Origin of the sequence: Kitasatospora papulosa (assembly GCF_000717245.1) — a bacterium.
Classification (GTDB): Bacteria; Actinomycetota; Actinomycetes; order Streptomycetales; family Streptomycetaceae; genus Streptomyces; species Streptomyces papulosus.
The window spans coordinates 37808-54959 of the sequence record NZ_JNYQ01000019.1 but is presented as its reverse complement, the minus strand read 5'-3'; the positions used below and the strand labels follow the sequence as shown (position 1 = coordinate 54959).

13 protein-coding genes and 1 pseudogene are annotated in these 17152 nt (G+C 69.8%); 6 read left to right on the top strand and 8 right to left on the bottom strand.

The annotated features are described in order from the left end of the window. Positions 1-251 precede the first annotated feature (251 nt). The 6 genes from IA22_RS0131115 to IA22_RS0131090 form a co-directional block, all read right to left on the bottom strand. On the bottom strand, positions 252-707 hold the full coding sequence (locus IA22_RS0131115; RefSeq protein WP_030125527.1) for a DUF6924 domain-containing protein: 456 nt from the start codon (positions 705-707) through the stop codon (positions 252-254). Positions 708-1285: 578 nt separating this feature from the next. Continuing rightward, positions 1286-3508 carry a 2-dehydropantoate 2-reductase gene (locus tag IA22_RS0131110; protein WP_030125526.1) on the bottom strand — a complete coding sequence of 741 codons (2223 nt, stop codon included), beginning with the start codon at positions 3506-3508 and terminating at the stop codon, positions 1286-1288. After that, positions 3505-4311, bottom strand: a complete 807-nt coding sequence (locus tag IA22_RS0131105) for an SDR family NAD(P)-dependent oxidoreductase (RefSeq protein WP_030125525.1) — start codon at positions 4309-4311, stop codon at positions 3505-3507. Before IA22_RS0131105 ends, IA22_RS0131110 begins: the two co-directional genes overlap by 4 nt. After that, positions 4311-5621: an MFS transporter gene (locus tag IA22_RS0131100; protein ID WP_386185750.1), complete on the bottom strand. Its 1311-nt coding sequence runs from the start codon at positions 5619-5621 to the stop codon at positions 4311-4313. The genes IA22_RS0131105 and IA22_RS0131100 overlap by 1 nt, the downstream gene beginning before the upstream one ends. A gap of 17 nt (positions 5622-5638) precedes the next feature. Next, positions 5639-6592 carry a polysaccharide deacetylase family protein gene (locus IA22_RS0131095; RefSeq protein ID WP_030125524.1) on the bottom strand — a complete coding sequence of 318 codons (954 nt, stop codon included), beginning with the start codon at positions 6590-6592 and terminating at the stop codon, positions 5639-5641. Between the two features lie 89 nt (positions 6593-6681). Continuing rightward, positions 6682-7686 carry an Lrp/AsnC family transcriptional regulator gene (locus IA22_RS0131090; RefSeq protein WP_014158263.1) on the bottom strand — a complete coding sequence of 335 codons (1005 nt, stop codon included), beginning with the start codon at positions 7684-7686 and terminating at the stop codon, positions 6682-6684. Positions 7687-8548: 862 nt separating this feature from the next. Here IA22_RS0131090 and IA22_RS0131085 point away from each other — a divergent pair. Further along, positions 8549-10708: a cellulose binding domain-containing protein gene (locus tag IA22_RS0131085; RefSeq protein ID WP_030125523.1), complete on the top strand. Its 2160-nt coding sequence runs from the start codon at positions 8549-8551 to the stop codon at positions 10706-10708. 205 nt (positions 10709-10913) lie between these two features. Here the strand turns inward: IA22_RS0131085 and IA22_RS0131080 are convergent, their stop codons facing one another. Both IA22_RS0131080 and IA22_RS0131075 read right to left on the bottom strand, forming a co-directional pair. After that, positions 10914-11339 (bottom strand): hypothetical protein, encoded by a 426-nt coding sequence (locus tag IA22_RS0131080; RefSeq protein WP_167337647.1) that lies wholly within the window; start codon positions 11337-11339, stop codon positions 10914-10916. 117 nt (positions 11340-11456) lie between these two features. Further along, complete coding sequence (locus IA22_RS0131075) at positions 11457-12905, bottom strand: nSTAND1 domain-containing NTPase (protein ID WP_413251702.1); 1449 nt, start codon at positions 12903-12905, stop codon at positions 11457-11459. A 356-nt stretch (positions 12906-13261) separates the two neighbouring features. Here IA22_RS0131075 and IA22_RS37350 point away from each other — a divergent pair, with 356 nt between their 5' ends. From IA22_RS37350 to IA22_RS0131055, 5 genes and pseudogenes are all read left to right on the top strand, one after another. Beyond that, complete coding sequence (locus tag IA22_RS37350) at positions 13262-13525, top strand: hypothetical protein (RefSeq protein ID WP_030125520.1); 264 nt, start codon at positions 13262-13264, stop codon at positions 13523-13525. A gap of 178 nt (positions 13526-13703) precedes the next feature. Then, on the top strand, positions 13704-14357 hold the full coding sequence (locus IA22_RS37805; RefSeq protein ID WP_237691289.1) for a hypothetical protein: 654 nt from the start codon (positions 13704-13706) through the stop codon (positions 14355-14357). Positions 14358-14501: 144 nt separating this feature from the next. After that, on the top strand, positions 14502-15152 hold the full coding sequence (locus IA22_RS0131060; RefSeq protein WP_030125519.1) for a fasciclin domain-containing protein: 651 nt from the start codon (positions 14502-14504) through the stop codon (positions 15150-15152). A 3-nt stretch (positions 15153-15155) separates the two neighbouring features. Next, positions 15156-15302, top strand: a pseudogene (locus IA22_RS38360) (transposase); the annotation flags it as partial. A gap of 257 nt (positions 15303-15559) precedes the next feature. Beyond that, positions 15560-16969 (top strand): hypothetical protein, encoded by a 1410-nt coding sequence (locus tag IA22_RS0131055; RefSeq protein WP_030125518.1) that lies wholly within the window; start codon positions 15560-15562, stop codon positions 16967-16969. Positions 16970-17152: the final 183 nt, after the last annotated feature.

The following is a 17152-nucleotide window of genomic DNA, read 5'->3' as shown; positions in this document are numbered from 1 at the left end:
CGCGTCGTGCGACGGACCCGCGTTGGACAACGTTGTCAATGGTTGAGGGCCACCCTTGGCCGGACGACTGCCTTCCGTCAAGGGAAAACGCACGATCGAGCGGAGAAAGGGCGGCGGTGGGGTGTGGGACGTTTTCGGTCGCGCCCGTTTCATCGGCAGTGAGTCCGCCGCCTCTGACGGGAGCGGAACGTCGTGGACCCGGCCGCACCGGGCGATGCGCGCCGGTGTGCCGGAAACCGCTGCCACCCGGATCAGAAGCCCCGGAAAACGCCCTCGTCGGCGGCGTTGACGAAGTCCTCCCAATCCATGTTGGCGAGGGAGATGTTGTTCTCGATCGACCAGAGCTCCGCGGCTATGACGCGCAGTTCGCCGTGCTCCTGCTTCGTCTCGCCGTCCTCGTCCTCGTCCTCGTCATAGTCGTCGTCCTCATCCCCGTCGAAGGGCAGGACGGCCAGCAGTGGCATCTCCGGCCCGGTGAGGGCGGTCGTGTCGGCCACGATCAGCAGATCGCCCCGGGCGCGGGCCACCGAGACGGCCTGTTCGGTCGTCAGGTCGCTGTAGGCGACATCGTCCACCACGTGGACGTTCGCGAGGAAGCCGTTCTTGTTCGGCGTGGTGACGGCCGTGAGCAGGGCTTGCCAAGCGGCCTGGTCGGAATGGTCGGTACGGATCAGCAGGGTTTCGTCCGTGTCCGGCAGGTTCTTCATGGGACTTCTCTCTCGGTGAGCGTGTTCCTCGGAGGGGTGGGCTGTCCGGCCCGGGAACGCGCCTCCGCCGGAAACGCTATCTGCCGGGTCTGACACGAGACCCTGCCGCCGGCCGCCGGTTCCCCGTCCCCGTCCCCGTCCCCGTCCCCGAGAAACTGCCCGATCGGCCTACGAGTTGCCGTCACGGACCACGCTCACCCCGGTGACGAGGCCAGGGTGGAGGCCGCTCGCGAAGGGGGACCAACTCCTCGTGCCCTTTACGCGCGCGGCGCATCCCCTGCCGCTCGGGGTCCCGCTGTGGTGACAGGTCAGATCATGCCCAGGGGTACGTACGGGTGTCCCGTCTCACTCCGGGGCGAGACGGGACACCCGTACGCGGTCGGCCGCTCCCGGCGGGGGCGTGCGGGCGCGCCGCGCTTTTCCGGAGCCCCGCGACGCCCGGGCCCCGTGTGGCGGGGTCCTCGCACAGCTCTTCGGGCGCCGGCGCTTCCGCCGCCGCTGCGCGCCCGGGCCGGGGCAGGTGTTCGTTCCCTCGGCGCCACCTCACCGGGCGAGGTGACGCACGGCGGCCCGGGTGTTCAGCGTCCGGCCAGCGCGACGAGGACAGTGGCCGCCAGTGCCGCCCGCTCGACCATGCCGGACACGGAGGTGTTCTCCGATCGGGCGTGAGCGCCGCTGCCGACCGCGCCGATGCCGTCCAGGACGGGGATACCGGCCGCGGCAAGGAAGTTGCCGTCGCTCGCTCCTCCGACCGATGCCTCGGAGAGGCCGAACCCGAGCAGTTCCGCGCACGCGGTGGCGAGGTCCGCGAACTCCGCTACCTGGGCGCTGCGTTCGAAGACGGGGCGGTTCCAGTCTCCCGTGACCTCCAGCCGGGTACGGGTGTCGGCGGGGCGCAGACCGGCGAGGGCGCGCGTGATGCGCTGCCGTTCGGCGTCGGACGCCACGCGTATGTCGAGGTGGGCGCGGGCCCGGCCGGCGGTGACGTTGCTGCGGGTCCCGCCCTCGATGACCCCGACGTTGACGGAGGTGCCCGCCTCGTGGTCGCGCAGCCGGTTCACGTGCAGGATCTGCTGGGCGAGTTCGTCGACCGCGCTGGCGCCGGCGGTGGGGTCGAGTCCGGCGTGGGCCTCGGTCCCGGTGACGGTGAGGGTGAACAGGCCGACGCCCTTGCGGGCGGTTTTGATGGACCCGTCGGCCGCCGCTTCGAAGACCATGGCGAGCCGGGAACCGGCTGCCGCCTCGACGACGGCCTCGTGGGAGGCGTGGCTGCCGGTCTCCTCGTCGCCGTTGAGGACGAGCGTGCAGGCGGGCCGGGGCAGGCCGAGCTCGTCGAGCGCGCGCAGGGCCCATACCGCCTGGACGAGGCCGGCCTTCATGTCGAAGACGCCGGGGCCGGTGATGCGGTCGTGCTCCCGGCGGAAGGGCCAGGTGTCCAGCGTGCCGGTCGGCCAGACGGTGTCGTAGTGTCCCACGAGCGTGACCGCGCGGCTGTCGGCCGTGGTCGCGCCGCGGACGGGGTAGCGGCGGACGAGGATGTCTCCGGCGTCGGCGCGCGGGAGGATCTCTTCGTCCTCCGGAGTGCCCAGCCGCCGGTCGAGCCAGTCGCGCAGCCAGGCGAGGCAGTCGGTCAGGGCGTCCAGGTCGTCGCTGGAGCTGCCTTGCGCGGTGTAGGCGGCGAGGTCGGTGACCATCTCCTCGCGGTGGTCGTCGAGCCAGCGCTGTACGGCTGCGGCCTGGCTGCGCGCAGGCAGCTGCGGGTGGTCGGGCTGCTGGACGAGGCGGTCGAGTGCGTCGAGCCGGGCCTCGGACATGGTGTGCGGTGCGCACTCCAGTTCGCGCAGTCCGTCCAGGACGGCCCGGAGGCGGATCGTGGGCAGTCCTTCGCCGGCGGCCTGGGTGATGACGTCGGCGTAGTGGGTGGTGACCTCGACGGGCCGGTGGCGTACGGCCAGGTCGCGCCAGATGCCGCTGCGGTCCTTGGTCTGGGTGCGCAGCCAGGCGGTGAGGCGGTCGAAGGCGGTGTCGCGTGCCGCGGGGACCGCTCCGTGCCGGAAGGGCTCGGGGTCGAAGGCGTCGAACGCCTCGAGTGTGACGCCGCGCCGCTCGGCCACGGCGAAGATCTCCTCGGCGAGCCCGGCCATGGACGGACGGTGGCGGTCGATGAGGTCGGCCATGGGTGCGTCGGTGAGGGCGGTGGCGGCGAGCATGGCGCCGAAGCCGGCCTTGGCCCACAGGTGGCCCTCGACGTTGTCGTCGGCCCGGGCGGGGCCCCAGCTCTGCAGGTCGGCGACGAGGTCACGGACGCGGTCGCTGACCGGGGCGCCCCACTCGCCGATGACCAGGGCGCCCGCGCCGCCGTCCTGGACCACGCCCGGTTCGACGACGTCGGCGAAGATGTTGACGAAGGCGGCGACGGTGCGTTCAGGGCCGACGAGTGAGGCGATCAGGTCCTCGTTGAAGCCGTTCTGCACGGAGACGACGTAGCCGTCCGGGGCCAGTCGGGGGGCTATCCACTCGACGGCGCTGCGGGTGGCCTGGGCCTTCACCGCGAGCAGGACCCGGTCGAGTGGGCCCGCGTCGTACTCCTCCGGTGTGGCGGCCCGCACGGGGACGCTCGTTCGCTTGTCACCGCGGGCGACGACGAGTCCGTGCGCCCGGATGGCGTCGACGTGGGCGCGGTCGGTGTCGATGACGGTGACCGGGTGGCCCCTGCGGGACAGGGCGTGGGCGAGGGTGCCGCCGATGGCACCCGCTCCGACGACGGTGTAGGCGGCGCGTTCGGGGCTCTGGTCGTTCATCGGGTGTGTTCCTCCGTCGTGGTGCCGACCGCGATGGCGCGGGTGTCGTCGGTCTGCCATATGCGGGGCAGGTGGTGGGCTCCGGTGCTCGACCCGCCGTCGACGCGGAGGACTTCCCCGGTGATCCAGGACGCCTCGGGGCCGGCGATCCAGCACACGGCGCGGGCGATGTCCTGCGGTGCGCCGGGGCGTCCCAGCGGGTTGACGCCGATGGCTCGGGCGTACTCCGCGGAGACCGGGTTGCAGTCGCTGTCGACGAGGACGAAGCCGGGGCTGACCGCATTGACGCGGATGCCGTGGCCGCCCAGTTCCAGGGCCGCCGCCCGGGTTGCCATCTCCAGGGCTGCCTTGGAGCTGGCGTAGGGGCCCCCGCCGGGTCGTGAGCGTTGGGCCGAGCCGGAGGAGATGTTGACGACGGCGCCCGGGCGGTGTTCGGCCATGGCGCGGCGGGCGAAGGCGGCGGTCGTCAGGACGGGGGCGCGCAGATTCACCGCGAACAGCCTGTCCCAGGAGGCCGTGTCGACGTCGGCCATGTCCAGGGACGGGTACAGTCCCGCCGCGTTGACCAGGATGTCCACGGGGCCGAGAGCCGACCAGGCCCGGTCGACCAGGGCTGCCGGGGCTTCGGGGTCCGCCAGGTCGGCGGTCCGGACGGCGGTGGGCACGTCGCAGCGGGCGGCCGTCGATTCGAGCGCGGTGAGGTCGCGGTCGGCGAGGGTCAGGGTGGCCCCCCGGGCGGCGAACGCCTCGGCGATGGCGCTGCCGATGCCGCCGGCCGCGCCGGTGATGAGTACGTGCGGCATCAGTTGAACTCCTTGTCCTTGGTCTCGGGCATCGTGAGGTAGACGACCAGGGAGATGAGGGAGGCGGCCGACACGTACACCCAGAGCAGGTCGCTGTGGCCGCTCTCGTGCATCCAGGTGGTGACGTAGGGGGCGGTGCCGCCGAAGACGGCGACCGCGAGCGCGTAGGGCAGGGCGATGCCGGTGGCGCGCACCTCGGGCGGGAACTGCTCGGCCATGACGACGGCGCAGTTGGCGGAGTAGCCGAGAATCAGCAGCATGCCCACGAGCTGGACGAGGAACAGGCTGAGGAAGCTGTTGCCGAGCAGGTGCAGCAGCGGCCAGGCCAGCACCACGAAGCCGGCGGCGAACCCCGCCATCGTCGGCTTGCGCCCGAGGCGGTCCGAGAGCAGTCCGGCGAAGGGCAACGCGACCACGAAGACGATCAGGCACAGGGTCTGCGAGAGCAGTGCGGTCTTGAGCGGGATGCCGGTGGTCAGATTGGCGTACGTAGGGAGGTAGTTGACCCAGATGTAGTAGGTGAGGGTGCCTGCGATCGTGATGCCGGTGACCCGCAGTGTGGCGGCCGGGTGCTCGACGAACATGGCCTTGACGGGGTTGGTGCGGGTGCGTCCGCTGCTCCGGGCCTCGGCGAAGGAATCGGTGTCCTCGACGGAGACGCGCAGCCACAGGCCGACCAGTCCCAGCAGTCCCCCGAAGATGAAGGCGACGCGCCATCCCCAGGAGTGCAGGGCGTCGTCGCTGAGAACGGACGTGGTCAGGGTGCCCAGCAGCGAGGCGATCAGGACGCCGCCGGCAACCGACACCTGCTGCCAGGATCCGGCGAAGGCACGTCGCCCCCGGGCGGCGGACTCGACGAGGAAGGCGGAGGAGGAGCCGAATTCGCCTCCGGCGGAGAATCCCTGGACAAGCCGGGCGACCAGCAGGAGGAGCGGTGAGAACACGCCGATGTGCTCGTAGGAGGGGGTGATGGCGATGATGAAGCCGGCCCCCGCCATCAGGGCGACGGTGAGCGTCATGCCCTTCTTGCGGCCGCGCCGGTCGGCGTAGGCGCCGAGGACCGCCGCGCCGACGGGGCGCATGACGAACCCGACGGCGAACACCGCGAGGGTGGACAGCAGCGCCACCGCGCCGTTGCCCTTCGGGAAGAACTCATCCGCGATGATCTTCGCGAAGATCGAGTAGAGCGCCCAGTCCACCCATTCGACGGTGTTGCCGATGGTGCCGGCGACGATGGCTTTGCGCTGGGCACTGTTGAGTTTCGTCGGGGCGGTCGTGCTGTCCTCGTCCCTGCTCGGGCCGGCGGGCATGACAGATCCGGTGTTCATCAGGGGTGCTCCGGGGCGTCAGGGGCGGGGCTGGAGGGGGAGGTGTCGTCCAGGCAGGTGCGTGCGGCGTCGCAGAGTTGCGCGTGGGTGGCGAACCAGACGTCGCGGTGCGAGCCGATGTGGTCGAGCAGTTCACGCAGTACGACCAGGCGTGAGCGGTGGCCGATGACGTGCGGGTGCAGCGTGAGCTGGAAGACGCCGCCGTCGCGGTAGGCCGCGTCGAACTCGTCCCGCCAGATCTCGCCCACGTCGCGGGGGCGGCTGTGCGGGCGGACCGATCCGTAACGGTCCATCGTGAAGTACGGCGCGTCGTCCCGGATCCAGTCGACGGGGATCTCGACGAGGCCGGTGGGCCGGCCGTGGGCGACGATCTCGTAGGGCTCGTCGTCGGCCATCAGCGAGGAGTCGTAGGCGAATCCGAGGTCGAGCATGATGTCGAGGGTGGACTCGGAGAAGTCCCACGAGGGGGTCCTGATGCCGACGGGGCGCTGTCCGGTGAGCGTGGTGAGCGTGTCCAGGGCGCGTGCGGTCAACTCGCGCTCGTCGTCACGTCCCAGGAGCATGTTGCGTTCGTGGATCCAGCCGTGGACGGCGAGTTCGTGCCCGTCCCGGGTGTAGGAGCGGGCCTCCTCGGGGTGCAGGAGGGCGGAGACGGCCGGCATGAAGAACGTGGCCGGCACGCTGTATCGGGCCAGCAGGTCCAGGATGCGCGGAGCGCCGGCCCGGGCACCGTACTCGCCCTGGGCCAGCCGCCCCGGGCTCGTCTCGCCGTCGCGCAGCGGGATCGTCTCGTGGTCGGAGTCGAATGACAGGGCCACGGCGACACGGGCTCCGCCGGGCCAGCGGTCCGGGGTGAGGCGCCGTCCGGCGCGCACGGAGTCCACGTGCCCGCGCCATGTGGACTCGGGCCACTGCCAGCTGCCTGCGGACAGGTCGAGGTCTTCTGAGGGCATGACGACTCCACGGAGGGATGAGGGCTGGGGTAAGGGGATGTTCAGGTGTGCGGCAGGCGACGGTGTGCGAGCGCCCCGGGCCCGTGATTTCAGGTGGGGCGGACCATCCGGTGCCAGGAGTACTTCATGGTGACGAGATGCAGCGTCACGTCGGAGGCGAGGAGCCCGGGCAGGGCGCCGATGACTTCCCTGGTGTAGGGGAAGAGATCCGCACGGCGGGGCAGCACCACGTGCCCGACCAGGTTGAAGCGACCGGTCGACGCGCTGACGAACTTCGTTCCCGGGTGCTTGGCGAGCTGTCTGCCCGCGGCGTCGAGCCGGTCTGGCTCGATGGAGAGCCAGACCATGAACTCCGCGTCGAAGCCGAGGAGTGAGGGTTCGACGAGCGTGCGGAACTGGAGGATGCCGCGGGAGATGAGCCGGTCCATGGCGCGCGCGACGCTGGACTGCGCGTGCTTCAGCCGCCGGGCCAGCGCACTGACCTGGATCCGGCCGTCCTCCCGCAGGGCTGCGGCGATCTCGTGCTCCAGCAGGGTAAGCGCTTGTGGCGCACGGTCCCTGCCGGGGTCGCAGAAGGGCGACACCGGGTCCGGCCTCAGGTCGGCGACCGCCGCGGGGGGCAGCAGCCCGGTGTCCCACATCCCCGCCGTGGTGAACGCCCGGATGACGGGGACCGCCTCGGTGCTCGTGATGAGGTCCGCTGCGGGAAGGTCGGTGAACAGCATCCGCATCATCTCCTCGTTGTCACGGGCAACGAAGTCGACGATCAGGTCGGCGGCACCGGTGACCACCGCCACGAAGCGGACGTCGGGGCTCTCGGCGAAACGGGCCGCGGCCTCCAGCCCGCGCCCGGGCCTGGCCTGCACCCGGACCAGCATGGAGGAGCCCTCCCGCGTGCGGTCCAGCTCCAGGGTGCCGGTGACCCGCGCCAGCCCCCGCTCGCGCATAGCCGTGTACCGGCGCTGCGCGGTGGTCTCGCTGGCGCCGACCCACCGGGCGACCGCACTCCACGGCGCACGGCCGTTGAGCTGGAGTGCCGCGATGACGCGGCGGTCCAGCTCGTCGACGGTGTCCGAGAGTGCTTCCTGGGTCATGCCACGAAGCTAACCAGTGGTTTTCGGCCCGTCAATGGCGAAATCCTGCATCTGCGCTGGTCATCGCAGTGCAATCCGGCGCGGCCGATCGCGAGCTGACGCAGGAGGGACGGTTGCGGCGCTCACGTGTGGAGGAACGTGGACGAAGGATTTCGCCACGGCCCGGCGACCGGCCCACGTGAACGCGCAGAACCCGCCCGTTCTCCGGGCGGAGGCACGTCGCCCGTGGTTTTCCGCCGACACGGACGGCGGCACCGCGGCGATTCGCTCCTCTGCACCAGGTGCAGGCCTGCGAGCTGCGACGTCGTGGATCCGACGAGGTGGAGGCCTGCGGCTTCCGACCCATGCGGTACGGCGGTGGGTACGCCGGACGGGTCCGAGTTTCTTGCACGAGGCGATCCCTGCGGCTGGATCGTGTTCCAGGCCGGCCATGATCCGCTCTTGGTCATTCCTTCGTGGAGTACACGGGGGTCGGTCGCACGAACCCCTCTCCAAACAGTGGCAGGGCCTGGCCACTCGCTATGACAAGACCGCCACCATCTACCTCGCAGCTCTCGCCCTGGCAGGCATCTCCGTCCGGTCAGCAACGTGATCCGGAGGAAACGGCTTAGCGTCCTGCCTGTACCCGGACCACCCGATCGCCCGCGTCACCGGCCCGTCTCCGCCCGACTGGTGGCATACAGAGGCCGAGGCCGCGTTACGGGTGGCGGGAGATCAGATGGTCCTGGTCCGCACCATTGACGCAGTCATGCCTCCCCCGCATTATTTTGGGAGCGCTCCCACACCGCCGCACCGAAAGCACCCCACCGACCACACCGGGCGTCCCGTCGGCCGACGCGGCGCTCGCCCGAGGAGGACGTTCATGCCGCTCGCACACCTCCCTCGCACCAGTTGGTTAGGCCGGCCGTCCCGCGCAGTCGGAAGAACAGTGGGCAGACGCCCCGCAGCCGCGCTCGTCTGCGCCCTATCCACGGTCGCCGCCCTCGCAGCCGCTCCCCCGGCGCCCGCCGCGACCGGCCGGACCGCCGCGGCTCAGGCCTCCATGGCGACGACCGCCGACGAGGCGTCGACCGTCGAGGTTTCCGTCAACGCGGGGGTGGGCCTCGGCACCATCGACGCGGCGGCGTTCGGCGTCAACCACGCGCTCTGGGACTCGCACATGAACGACCCCGAGGTGACCGGCCTGTTGGGCGAGGCGGGCGTCGGCGTGATGCGCTACCCAGGCGGCTCCTACGGCGACATCTACCACTGGAAGGACCACACCGCGCCCGGCGGTTACGTAGCGCCCCACACCACTTTCGACGAGTTCATGAGCAGCGTACGCACCTCCGGCTCCCAGCCGATGATCATCGCCAACTACGGCACCGGCACACCGCAGGAGGCCGCCGACTGGGTCCGGTACGCCAACGTCACCCGCAGCTACGGGGCGAAGTACTGGGAGATTGGCAACGAGATCTACGGCAACGGCCACTACGGCAGCGGCTGGGAGGCCGACGAGCACCCGGACAAAAGCCCCCGTGAGTACGCCCGCAACGTCCTCTCCTACGCGGAGGCGATGAAAGCGGTCGATCCGACGATCAAGATCGGCGCCGTGCTGACCACGCCGGGCGACTGGCCGGACGGCATCGTCGGCGCTGGGGACTCGGCCGACTGGAACCACACCGTGCTTTCCACGGTCGCCGGGGCGATCGACTTCGCCATCGTGCACTCCTACCCGGGCGGCGCCAACGCCGACGAGGCCCTGGACCGGACCGCCCGGCTGCCCGGACAGCTCCGCGAGGTCCGCCGGCAGATCGACCGGTACGCCGGAGAACGCTCGTCGAAGATCGGCATCGCGCTCACCGAGGTCAACTCCAACGTTCAGATGAACAGCCGGCCCAACGGCCTGTTCGCCGCGGACACCTACATGACGGCGCTGGAGAACGGCGTCTTCAACGTCGACTGGTGGAACGTCCACAACGGGCCCACCAAAGTGGAGACGGTAGACGGTGACACCGACTTCAACGACTTCGGCCTTCTCTCCAGCGGCGGCTGCGTCGACGACGTCTGCCAGCCGGCCGTGAACACGCCGTTCCACCCGTACTTCGGCATCAAGTCGCTGACCAAGCTGGGTCGTCCCGGTGACACGATGGTCGCCTCCTCCACCGACAGCGACCAGGTCTCCGCGCACGCCGTGCACCGCGTGGACGGCACGTTGAGCGTGATGCTGATCAACAAAGACCCGCTGAACTCCCACACCGCGGACATCAGCTATGCCGGATACACGCCCACTGCCCAGGCGCCGGTCATGCACCGCTACGGCCGCGGCGACACCGATGTCACCCGCGTGGCCGCCACCGCCGGGGGCGACCCGGTGCTGCCGCCGTACTCGATCACCACGATCACCGTCGCCCCGCACGCCGCTGCGGCCTCGGTCGGCGCGCCCGGCGCACCGAAGACCACCGCCGTGGGCAGCTCGACCGCCACGGTGAGCTGGGCAGCCCCCGCGAACGGCAAGGCGGTGCGCTACGAGGTGTATGAACGCCTGGGCTCCAACGCCCAGTTGCTCGCCACCTCGACCTCCACCTCGGCAACGCTGCACAACCTGCCGCCGGGCTCCGAGCACACGGTCAACGTCCTCGCCCGGGACGCCGAAGGCCGCCTCTCGCGCCCCTCAGAGCCGCTGACCTTCGCCACCACGGCTCCGCGCGACAGCAGCTGTCTGGTCAACTACCGGGTGGACAGCGGATGGGGCAACGGATTCGTCGCCACCGTCACGGTCTCCAACGTAGGTGACTCCCCGATCGACGGCTGGACCCTGGACTTCACCTGGCCGTCCACCGGCCAGACCGTGCAGAGCTTCTGGAACGCGAACGTCACCAGTTCGGGCACGCGCGTACATGTGACCGACAACGGCGCCAACGCCAAGCTGGCTCCGCGTAGCGGCTCCACCGCCACCTTCGGCTTCGTCGGAGCCAACGACGGCGCCAACCCCACCCCGACGACGTTCACCCTCAACGGCACGGTCTGCCGCACCTCCTGATCCACCGCCCGCGGCCCGGCTCGGCCTTCCGGCCGGCTGGGCTGCAGGGGTGCGGGATGCGGGCGCGCCGGGTCAGATCGCCGTCGCCCACGGAATGCAGGATCGGTGGACTGCTCCGCCATCATCGTCATTCTCTGGCGTGGTCTCCGTGCTGCTCTTTGCGATCAAGGGGCTCTTGGACCAGGTCCCCGATGTGATCGACCGGTCAGTCGGCGGTCGGCGCCCCAGGCCAGGGGCTCGCGTTCTCGCACGGAAGACCCGAGGGGGTGCCCGCGGGCAGGAAGCGTTTGCGCTCCTCTTCGGTGTAATCACGCCCGGCCGAGGAGCAGAGGTGGGGGAACCAGTTCGCGCGAAGTAGGTCGTAGGTTTGCCGCCAGCCCTTGGCGTAGGCGACCAGGCGGTCTTCGTGGACGACCGCTGTCCGCCTGATGTCGAGCACGGTGGGGAAGGCGCCGATGTGACGGCCCGTTCGAGTCGCCCACAGGTCGTAGCCGTCGGCGGATTCCGTGATCGCTGTGCCGTCCGAGGCCAGAGCGATCACGTTGTCCAGGTGGTCCACGGCCATGGGGTGTCCGGTGGTTTTCTGCTGGTTCACCGACCACCGGCGGACGGTGCCGTCCGCGCTCTGCACCAACAGACTTCGCCCGTCGGCCGAGAAGATTGCCGTCGGAGCTGATCTCGGAGCGTACGTCGCCGGTGCGCGTCCCGCGCAGTGCGTAGGACCCGGGAGAGCCGTCCATTGCCCCTGTCACAACGGAGAGCACGACGGGCGCGGCGCCCGCCGGCTTGGACCACACCACCAGGGTGCGACCGTCCGGTGTGGCGTCAAGACGCGTTGCCCGCCCCGGCCAGAGGTCGACGTGACTGGCGCGCAGGTACTCCCCGGTGACATGGCTGTGCAGCAGCGCTTCCTGTGCCTGTGGGGTGTCGTCTGCGTTCCAGGCAGCCAGGGGGCCAGCTGGATCGAGCTCCCTGGATCATGGTGTGCCCTGTCGCTGGACTCGTCGGCGAGTGCGCGGGATGCGAGGGTGCGCAGTTGTCGTTCGGCCGTCTGGCTGCTGTCGAGTGCCATATTGGCGAGCACGCCGGTGCCTACCAAGAGAGCCAGAAGTGTTGCTACCAGCGCCCGCCAGCGCCGGAGTGCCCGCCGTGCGAACCTTCGGCTTGCACCGATGTACGCACGCTCGAGTGCGGTGATCTCGGTAGGTCGGTGGTCGGCTTGCTCGACGGCCACCTCGAGCACGCTGCCACGCAGCAGGGCGCCCGTCTCCTCACCCGCCTCTTTCCAGCGTGCCAGGTCTCGGCGCAGTTCCTCCTGCCAGGACCGGAATTTGCGGCTGTCGTCCAGCCAACCTCCCAGCCGCGGCCAGTGGCGGGTCAGGGCCTCCTGCGCGAGGTCCACGATCTCCGTGCCCCCATCGGTGCGGCCGAAGACAATCAGCTTTCCGGGTGAGAGACGGCGTGCGAGCGCCAACGCGGCGGGGTTCATGTCCGTAACCGGTGCGGGACGCCGGGTATAGCCGCCTTGGTCTGCCGGGCGTGCCAGCTGGACGAAGAGCGCCTGCGCGAGGGGGATTTCCTCTTCCCGGACCACGGCACGAAAGGAATCCTCCGCATACCCGGCAAGAGCGCCGGCAATTCCGCCGAAGTCCTGGTAGGCGCCGTGGGTCAGCATTGACCGCTCGCGCTGGTCCCACAGACGGGTCAGTGCGAACTCCACGAGGGGCATGCGGCCCGGCTCATCCGCCGCGTCACGCACGATCCGGTCGGCGAGTCCGTGCTCCACCCACAGTCCGGGCACCGCGTCCACGGGCCGGGTAATCGCGTCTCGCAGGTCGTCGGGGCCGAGCGGGGCGAGGAACATGACCGCGTCGCTGAGCGCAGAGGAGGTCGCGGCCGTCATCAGGGCGCCGATGGAGTCGTGGCGCGCCGTGACTACTGCCCGGGGGACGGAGCCGGACTCCCCGTCCACGGTGCCGCACAGGTGAATCTGCAGGTGAAACAGCCTTCGGGCGGCGTCCGGTGCGACACCGGCGTACTCCTCCATCTGGTCTACGACAAAGAGGTGGCCGGCCCGGCCGCCCGTGAGGAACGAGAGGGATGGGCGTCCTCTGCTTCTGCTCGATATGGACGGCCCTCTGAATCCGTACCGAGCAGCACCGCACGAGCGGCCCGCGGGGTACAGCACGCACCGCATGCGCCCGGCCGGATGGGAGAACCCGTGGGACAAGCCCTTGCGGGTCTGGCTCAACCACGACCACGGAGCGGACCTGGATGCCCGAGGACCAGAAGCCGGGTATGAAGCAGGCCCGGGGCATGCTGAACGAGTACAAGAAGACGTGGGCGAAGCGGACCACGGTGCGTAAGGCGCCCCCTATCACGGACGAACTACTGCGGGCTATGGCCGCCACGTGCGACCTGCGGGGCGCCGCGACCGATGCATGCTCCTCCTTGGCCGGGGGGCCCTCAACCGCAGGATCCAGGTCGCCGATCTGTCCATCGCCGACGTCGCGGTCGACGACGACTTCGTCACCCCTGGACATCCGGTCCTCCATGACCGACCAGGAGGCCAAGGGGCGAGCCCACCGGCATCCCGCCGACCACGACCCGCTCCTCGACCCAGTCGCGGCCGTGAGGAACTGCCTCACAGGCCTCCACGCCCTCGGCATCCGCGAAGGCGCGCTCTTCCGGGCCCTCACCTCCCGCGGCACCCTCCAGAACCGGGTCGTCGCAAAGGAACGCGGCGACTACGTCACCGGGGACGCCGTCAACGACTGGGTCCGAAGCTATGCCTGCCAGGGCCGACCGGGCCGTTGAGGAACGCCCATATCGCTTGCATGTCAGGCCGACCGCCGCCAGCGGCGTCCGTACGTACCGGACTTCCCGTCCCAACACCTTGCTCGGCGACGCCGCCATCTGCTCGGGGTGAGAGCATCACCGGCCAGCTCGATTCCAGCGCGAACTGACCTACGACGGACTGCGCGCCGCCGATGTCGTGGGCAGCAAGGGCGGGCGCCGCCCCGCGGTGGCGGCCGCGAAGACCGCCGACGTACGCGCCGCGCACCTGGGCGGCCGGTCCATCGCCGCCCAGGTACGCGGCCACCACGTCAGCCGCGGCGCCATCTGCACGGCCGTCGGCGACCTCCTGCCCTACCACACCGCCAGCGTTGAAAACGCGCTCGCCCCGGAACTTCCGGTCACCCTCGATATGCCGGGCACGGTCGCCGACTGCCTCCGCATCACCGAGCTGGAGCCCGCCGAGCGTGCCGCGCTCGACCAGGGGACGACCGTACGACGCGGCCAGGGCTACACCCTGCGGACGGCACCGTCTCCCCCGTACACCGAGGGCTCCTCGCCCGCTGCCAGCCGCTCGATGGCGGCCAGGGGCCTCCCCGCGGTCCCTCTCGAGCTCCGCGGTCGTGCAGTGCGCATGGTCGCCGAGGTGCGCGACGACTACCCGAACGAGACGGCCGATTTGCAGGCGGTGACCGAGAAGCTCCGCATCGGCTCCCGCGAGGCGCTGCGGAACCGGCTGAAGCAGCACGAGATCGAAGCGGGCAGGCGCCCGGGCACGACATCAGAGGCGCGTCGAGCCGATCTGCCGGCTGTATCAGTCCGAAAGATGCCGGACGGAGTGATGTGCGCTTAGATTGTGGAAGGTCCGATCAAAGGACGGGAAGACCGGTGTGGTGTGCATCCCCACCCGGCACGCGGAGTCCCCTATCAGGTGGCCTCTACAGCAGTCAGTCGACCCCAGGCTCAAGCCCTCCTCCGTAGGGAACGAGGAATCGCTATGAACTCCGTACGCATTCGTACCGTTGCCATCACAGTGGCAGCGGCGCTCAGCCTCCCTCTGTCGCTTGGCATAGTGACGGCCCAGGCATCGTCCTCCGACTCGTCGCCGAGTGCCACCAACGCAGCGTCGCCGTCAGCAAGCGAGCAACCCTTCGGTCCAGGCTGTTCCAGCCTGCCGCAGAGCGGCAACGGAAGTGCCGCACAGATGGCGCACGAGAACGTCACCACCGCGGTGAACAACAACCCCAACCTGTCCATGCTGGCCGACGCCATCAAGAAGACCGACCTGGCGAACACCCTGAAGGGCCTCAAGGGCAGCACTGTATTCGCACCCACCAACGACGCGTTCAACAAGCTCGGCACCGCCAAGAGGGACGCGATTCTCAACGACAGTGCTCAGCTCAAGAAGGTGCTGACCTACCACGTGGTCGAGAACAAGAAAATCACCAAGGCGGAACTGCCCCACGGCACGTTCACCACGCTTGAAGGCAGCACCCTCACCACCTCCGGCTCAGGTGACTCCTTCAAGGTCAACGGCAGTGTGCCGATCGCCTGCGGCAACATCCCCACGCAGAACGCGGCCGTATACATCGTCGACGGTGTTCTTGTCCCGCCGACTGCCACTCCGTCGACATCGCCATCCGCATAGGTCCTGCTCGGTGCTCGGCCGCTACCGCTTCACCGCCTCCACCCCGGCCGCCGGCGGACCTGGACCCGTCGGCATCTGATCGACGGCATACGGTGGCGGACGCGGACCCGGGCGCCCTGGCGTGACCTGCCGGAACGCTACGGGCCGTGGCCCCGCCGAAAGGGAGCCCGCGGCTCGGGTCTTCCGGCAGCGATCGCACCTTCCGGTTCCCCGAGAACCCAGCCCGCTGGTGACCTTGTGTGATCGCCGGAGACGTATGGGGTCCATGCTCCGCAGGTCTCGCTACGGAGCCTGGTGGTGGTCGATACCGTCGATCATGTTCGACACCGAACTGACAGGCGCCCTGGCACCATGGATTGGTGCCCGCTCCCTTCGAATGTCCTGTCATCAGGCAGCGGAACCTGGCCGTGTTGCTGCTCGGCCTGGCAGGCAACCCCTCCGCACCCCCAGAGGCTCTTGTTCGCCTCGCGGCGGCGAACATCGATCGAAACGAGCTCGCACGGCGCCGTGACCTGCCCGCGCAGGCCGCGGTGATCCTTGCCGACGACAAGGATGCGAACCTGCGGTCGGAGCTGGCTGCGAATCCGAATCTCCCCGCCGAGGTCCAAATCGTCCTCGCCCGAGACGTCGACGCGCAGGTGCGTGGTCGGCTGGCTGAAGGTGCCGAGTACTTCACCACCGTCGGCGTGCACGCACGTCGCTTCCCGGGGCCGTTGTCAGACGACGTCTACGAACTACTGGCCCGAGACCCGGAGCCGAAGGTCCGCCGTGCCCTGGCGTTCAACCGCCACCTACCAGACGACATTCGGGCCAGGATGCTCGACGACGACGATGCGCGAACGGCCGCCATCGCCGCCGCCGAGTGGAACCCTGCGCCGACCGCCCGGATCAGCGAACTGCTTTCGCGGGCCACGGGAGCCTTCGGCCGGGAGCTGCTCTTGCTTCGTCTGGACGGTCCGCTTCCCGCCGAGGCCGCCCGTGGCATGCTCGCCGACATCGACTCCTCCACAGATCCGGCGAACAGCGCGGGTCTCCTGCGACAGATCGCCGCGACCGCGGCCCTGGACGCCGACCTGACCGGCCGCTTCCTGACGGACCCGCCGCTGCGCGCCGCGGTTGCAGCCAATCCGACACTGGACCCCGAGCATGTCGCCGCTCTGGCACACCATCCCGACAACCAGGTCCGCGCTGCAGTCGTCGCACGCCGCGGCCTCGATCCGGCGCTACGGGAATCGGTATCGGTCGAGTACGACGACCGCAGCAGCGGCAACGCCGTCGAGTGGCTGCTGGCCGAAGACATGTCCGAACCCGATCAGCTCGCCTTCGCGCGAAGCCGTCATCAAGTCTTCCGGAAGACGCTGGCCATGCGCACCGATCTGTCTGACGAGGCCGTCGGGATCCTCTCCGCCGACGAGAGCTTCGCCGTGCGACTGTTCGTGTGCGAACGCCAGCCGAACGCACCCGGCTGGCTGCTGGCACACATTGCTGCCGGCTGGAAGAGCTACAGCCGCTGGGACATGCTCGCCCACAAGAACTTCCCCGCCGATGCCGCCACTGCCCTGGCCCGCTCCGACGACCCGCATGACCGGGTCGTCGCCGCAGCACATCCCGGGCTTCCGTTCGAAACGATCGAGGCGTTGCTGGCCGACGACACCGACTACGTGCGACGTCGAGCAGCGACCAACCCGTCGCTCCCAACCGACCGGCTGATGACTCTCCTCGAGGCCGACGAGCCGGCCGTCGTCTCCGGGGCAGCCGCGAATCGGACGCTCCTCGTCGTGACGATGCACCAGGTGCTCGATCAAGCCCGGCTGTGAGGATGTGACGCCTGTTGACGGGTGTGGTCTACTCGTGGGCCCTCGTATTCAACTGTCGTCACGTCCCCCGAGAAACCGCCGAAGTTCTCCGCCATCACTGCACTCGACCAACTCCTCGACAGGCTGGGCGCGGCACGGCCCATGGGCGTCAGCTGCACATGGTCTGTGGCGAGCTGGACCGGG

Bases quoted from the DNA above. Each gene is read 5' to 3' on its own strand.
- IA22_RS37350 (WP_030125520.1), top strand. From the start codon at position 13,262: ATGACCGACCAGGAGGCCAAGGGGCGAGCCCACCGGCATCCCGCCGAC.
- IA22_RS0131105 (WP_030125525.1), bottom strand. From the start codon at position 4,311: ATGCCGCACGTACTCATCACCGGCGCGGCCGGCGGCATCGGCAGCGCC.
- IA22_RS0131085 (WP_030125523.1), top strand. From the start codon at position 8,549: ATGCCGCTCGCACACCTCCCTCGCACCAGTTGGTTAGGCCGGCCGTCC.
- IA22_RS0131100 (WP_386185750.1), bottom strand. From the start codon at position 5,621: ATGCCCGCCGGCCCGAGCAGGGACGAGGACAGCACGACCGCCCCGACG.
- IA22_RS0131075 (WP_413251702.1), bottom strand. From the start codon at position 12,905: ATGCGGTGCGTGCTGTACCCCGCGGGCCGCTCGTGCGGTGCTGCTCGG.
- IA22_RS0131095 (WP_030125524.1), bottom strand. From the start codon at position 6,592: ATGCCCTCAGAAGACCTCGACCTGTCCGCAGGCAGCTGGCAGTGGCCC.
- IA22_RS0131060 (WP_030125519.1), top strand. From the start codon at position 14,502: ATGAACTCCGTACGCATTCGTACCGTTGCCATCACAGTGGCAGCGGCG.
- IA22_RS0131090 (WP_014158263.1), bottom strand. From the start codon at position 7,686: ATGACCCAGGAAGCACTCTCGGACACCGTCGACGAGCTGGACCGCCGC.
- IA22_RS0131110 (WP_030125526.1), bottom strand. From the start codon at position 3,508: ATGAACGACCAGAGCCCCGAACGCGCCGCCTACACCGTCGTCGGAGCG.
- IA22_RS0131115 (WP_030125527.1), bottom strand. From the start codon at position 707: ATGAAGAACCTGCCGGACACGGACGAAACCCTGCTGATCCGTACCGAC.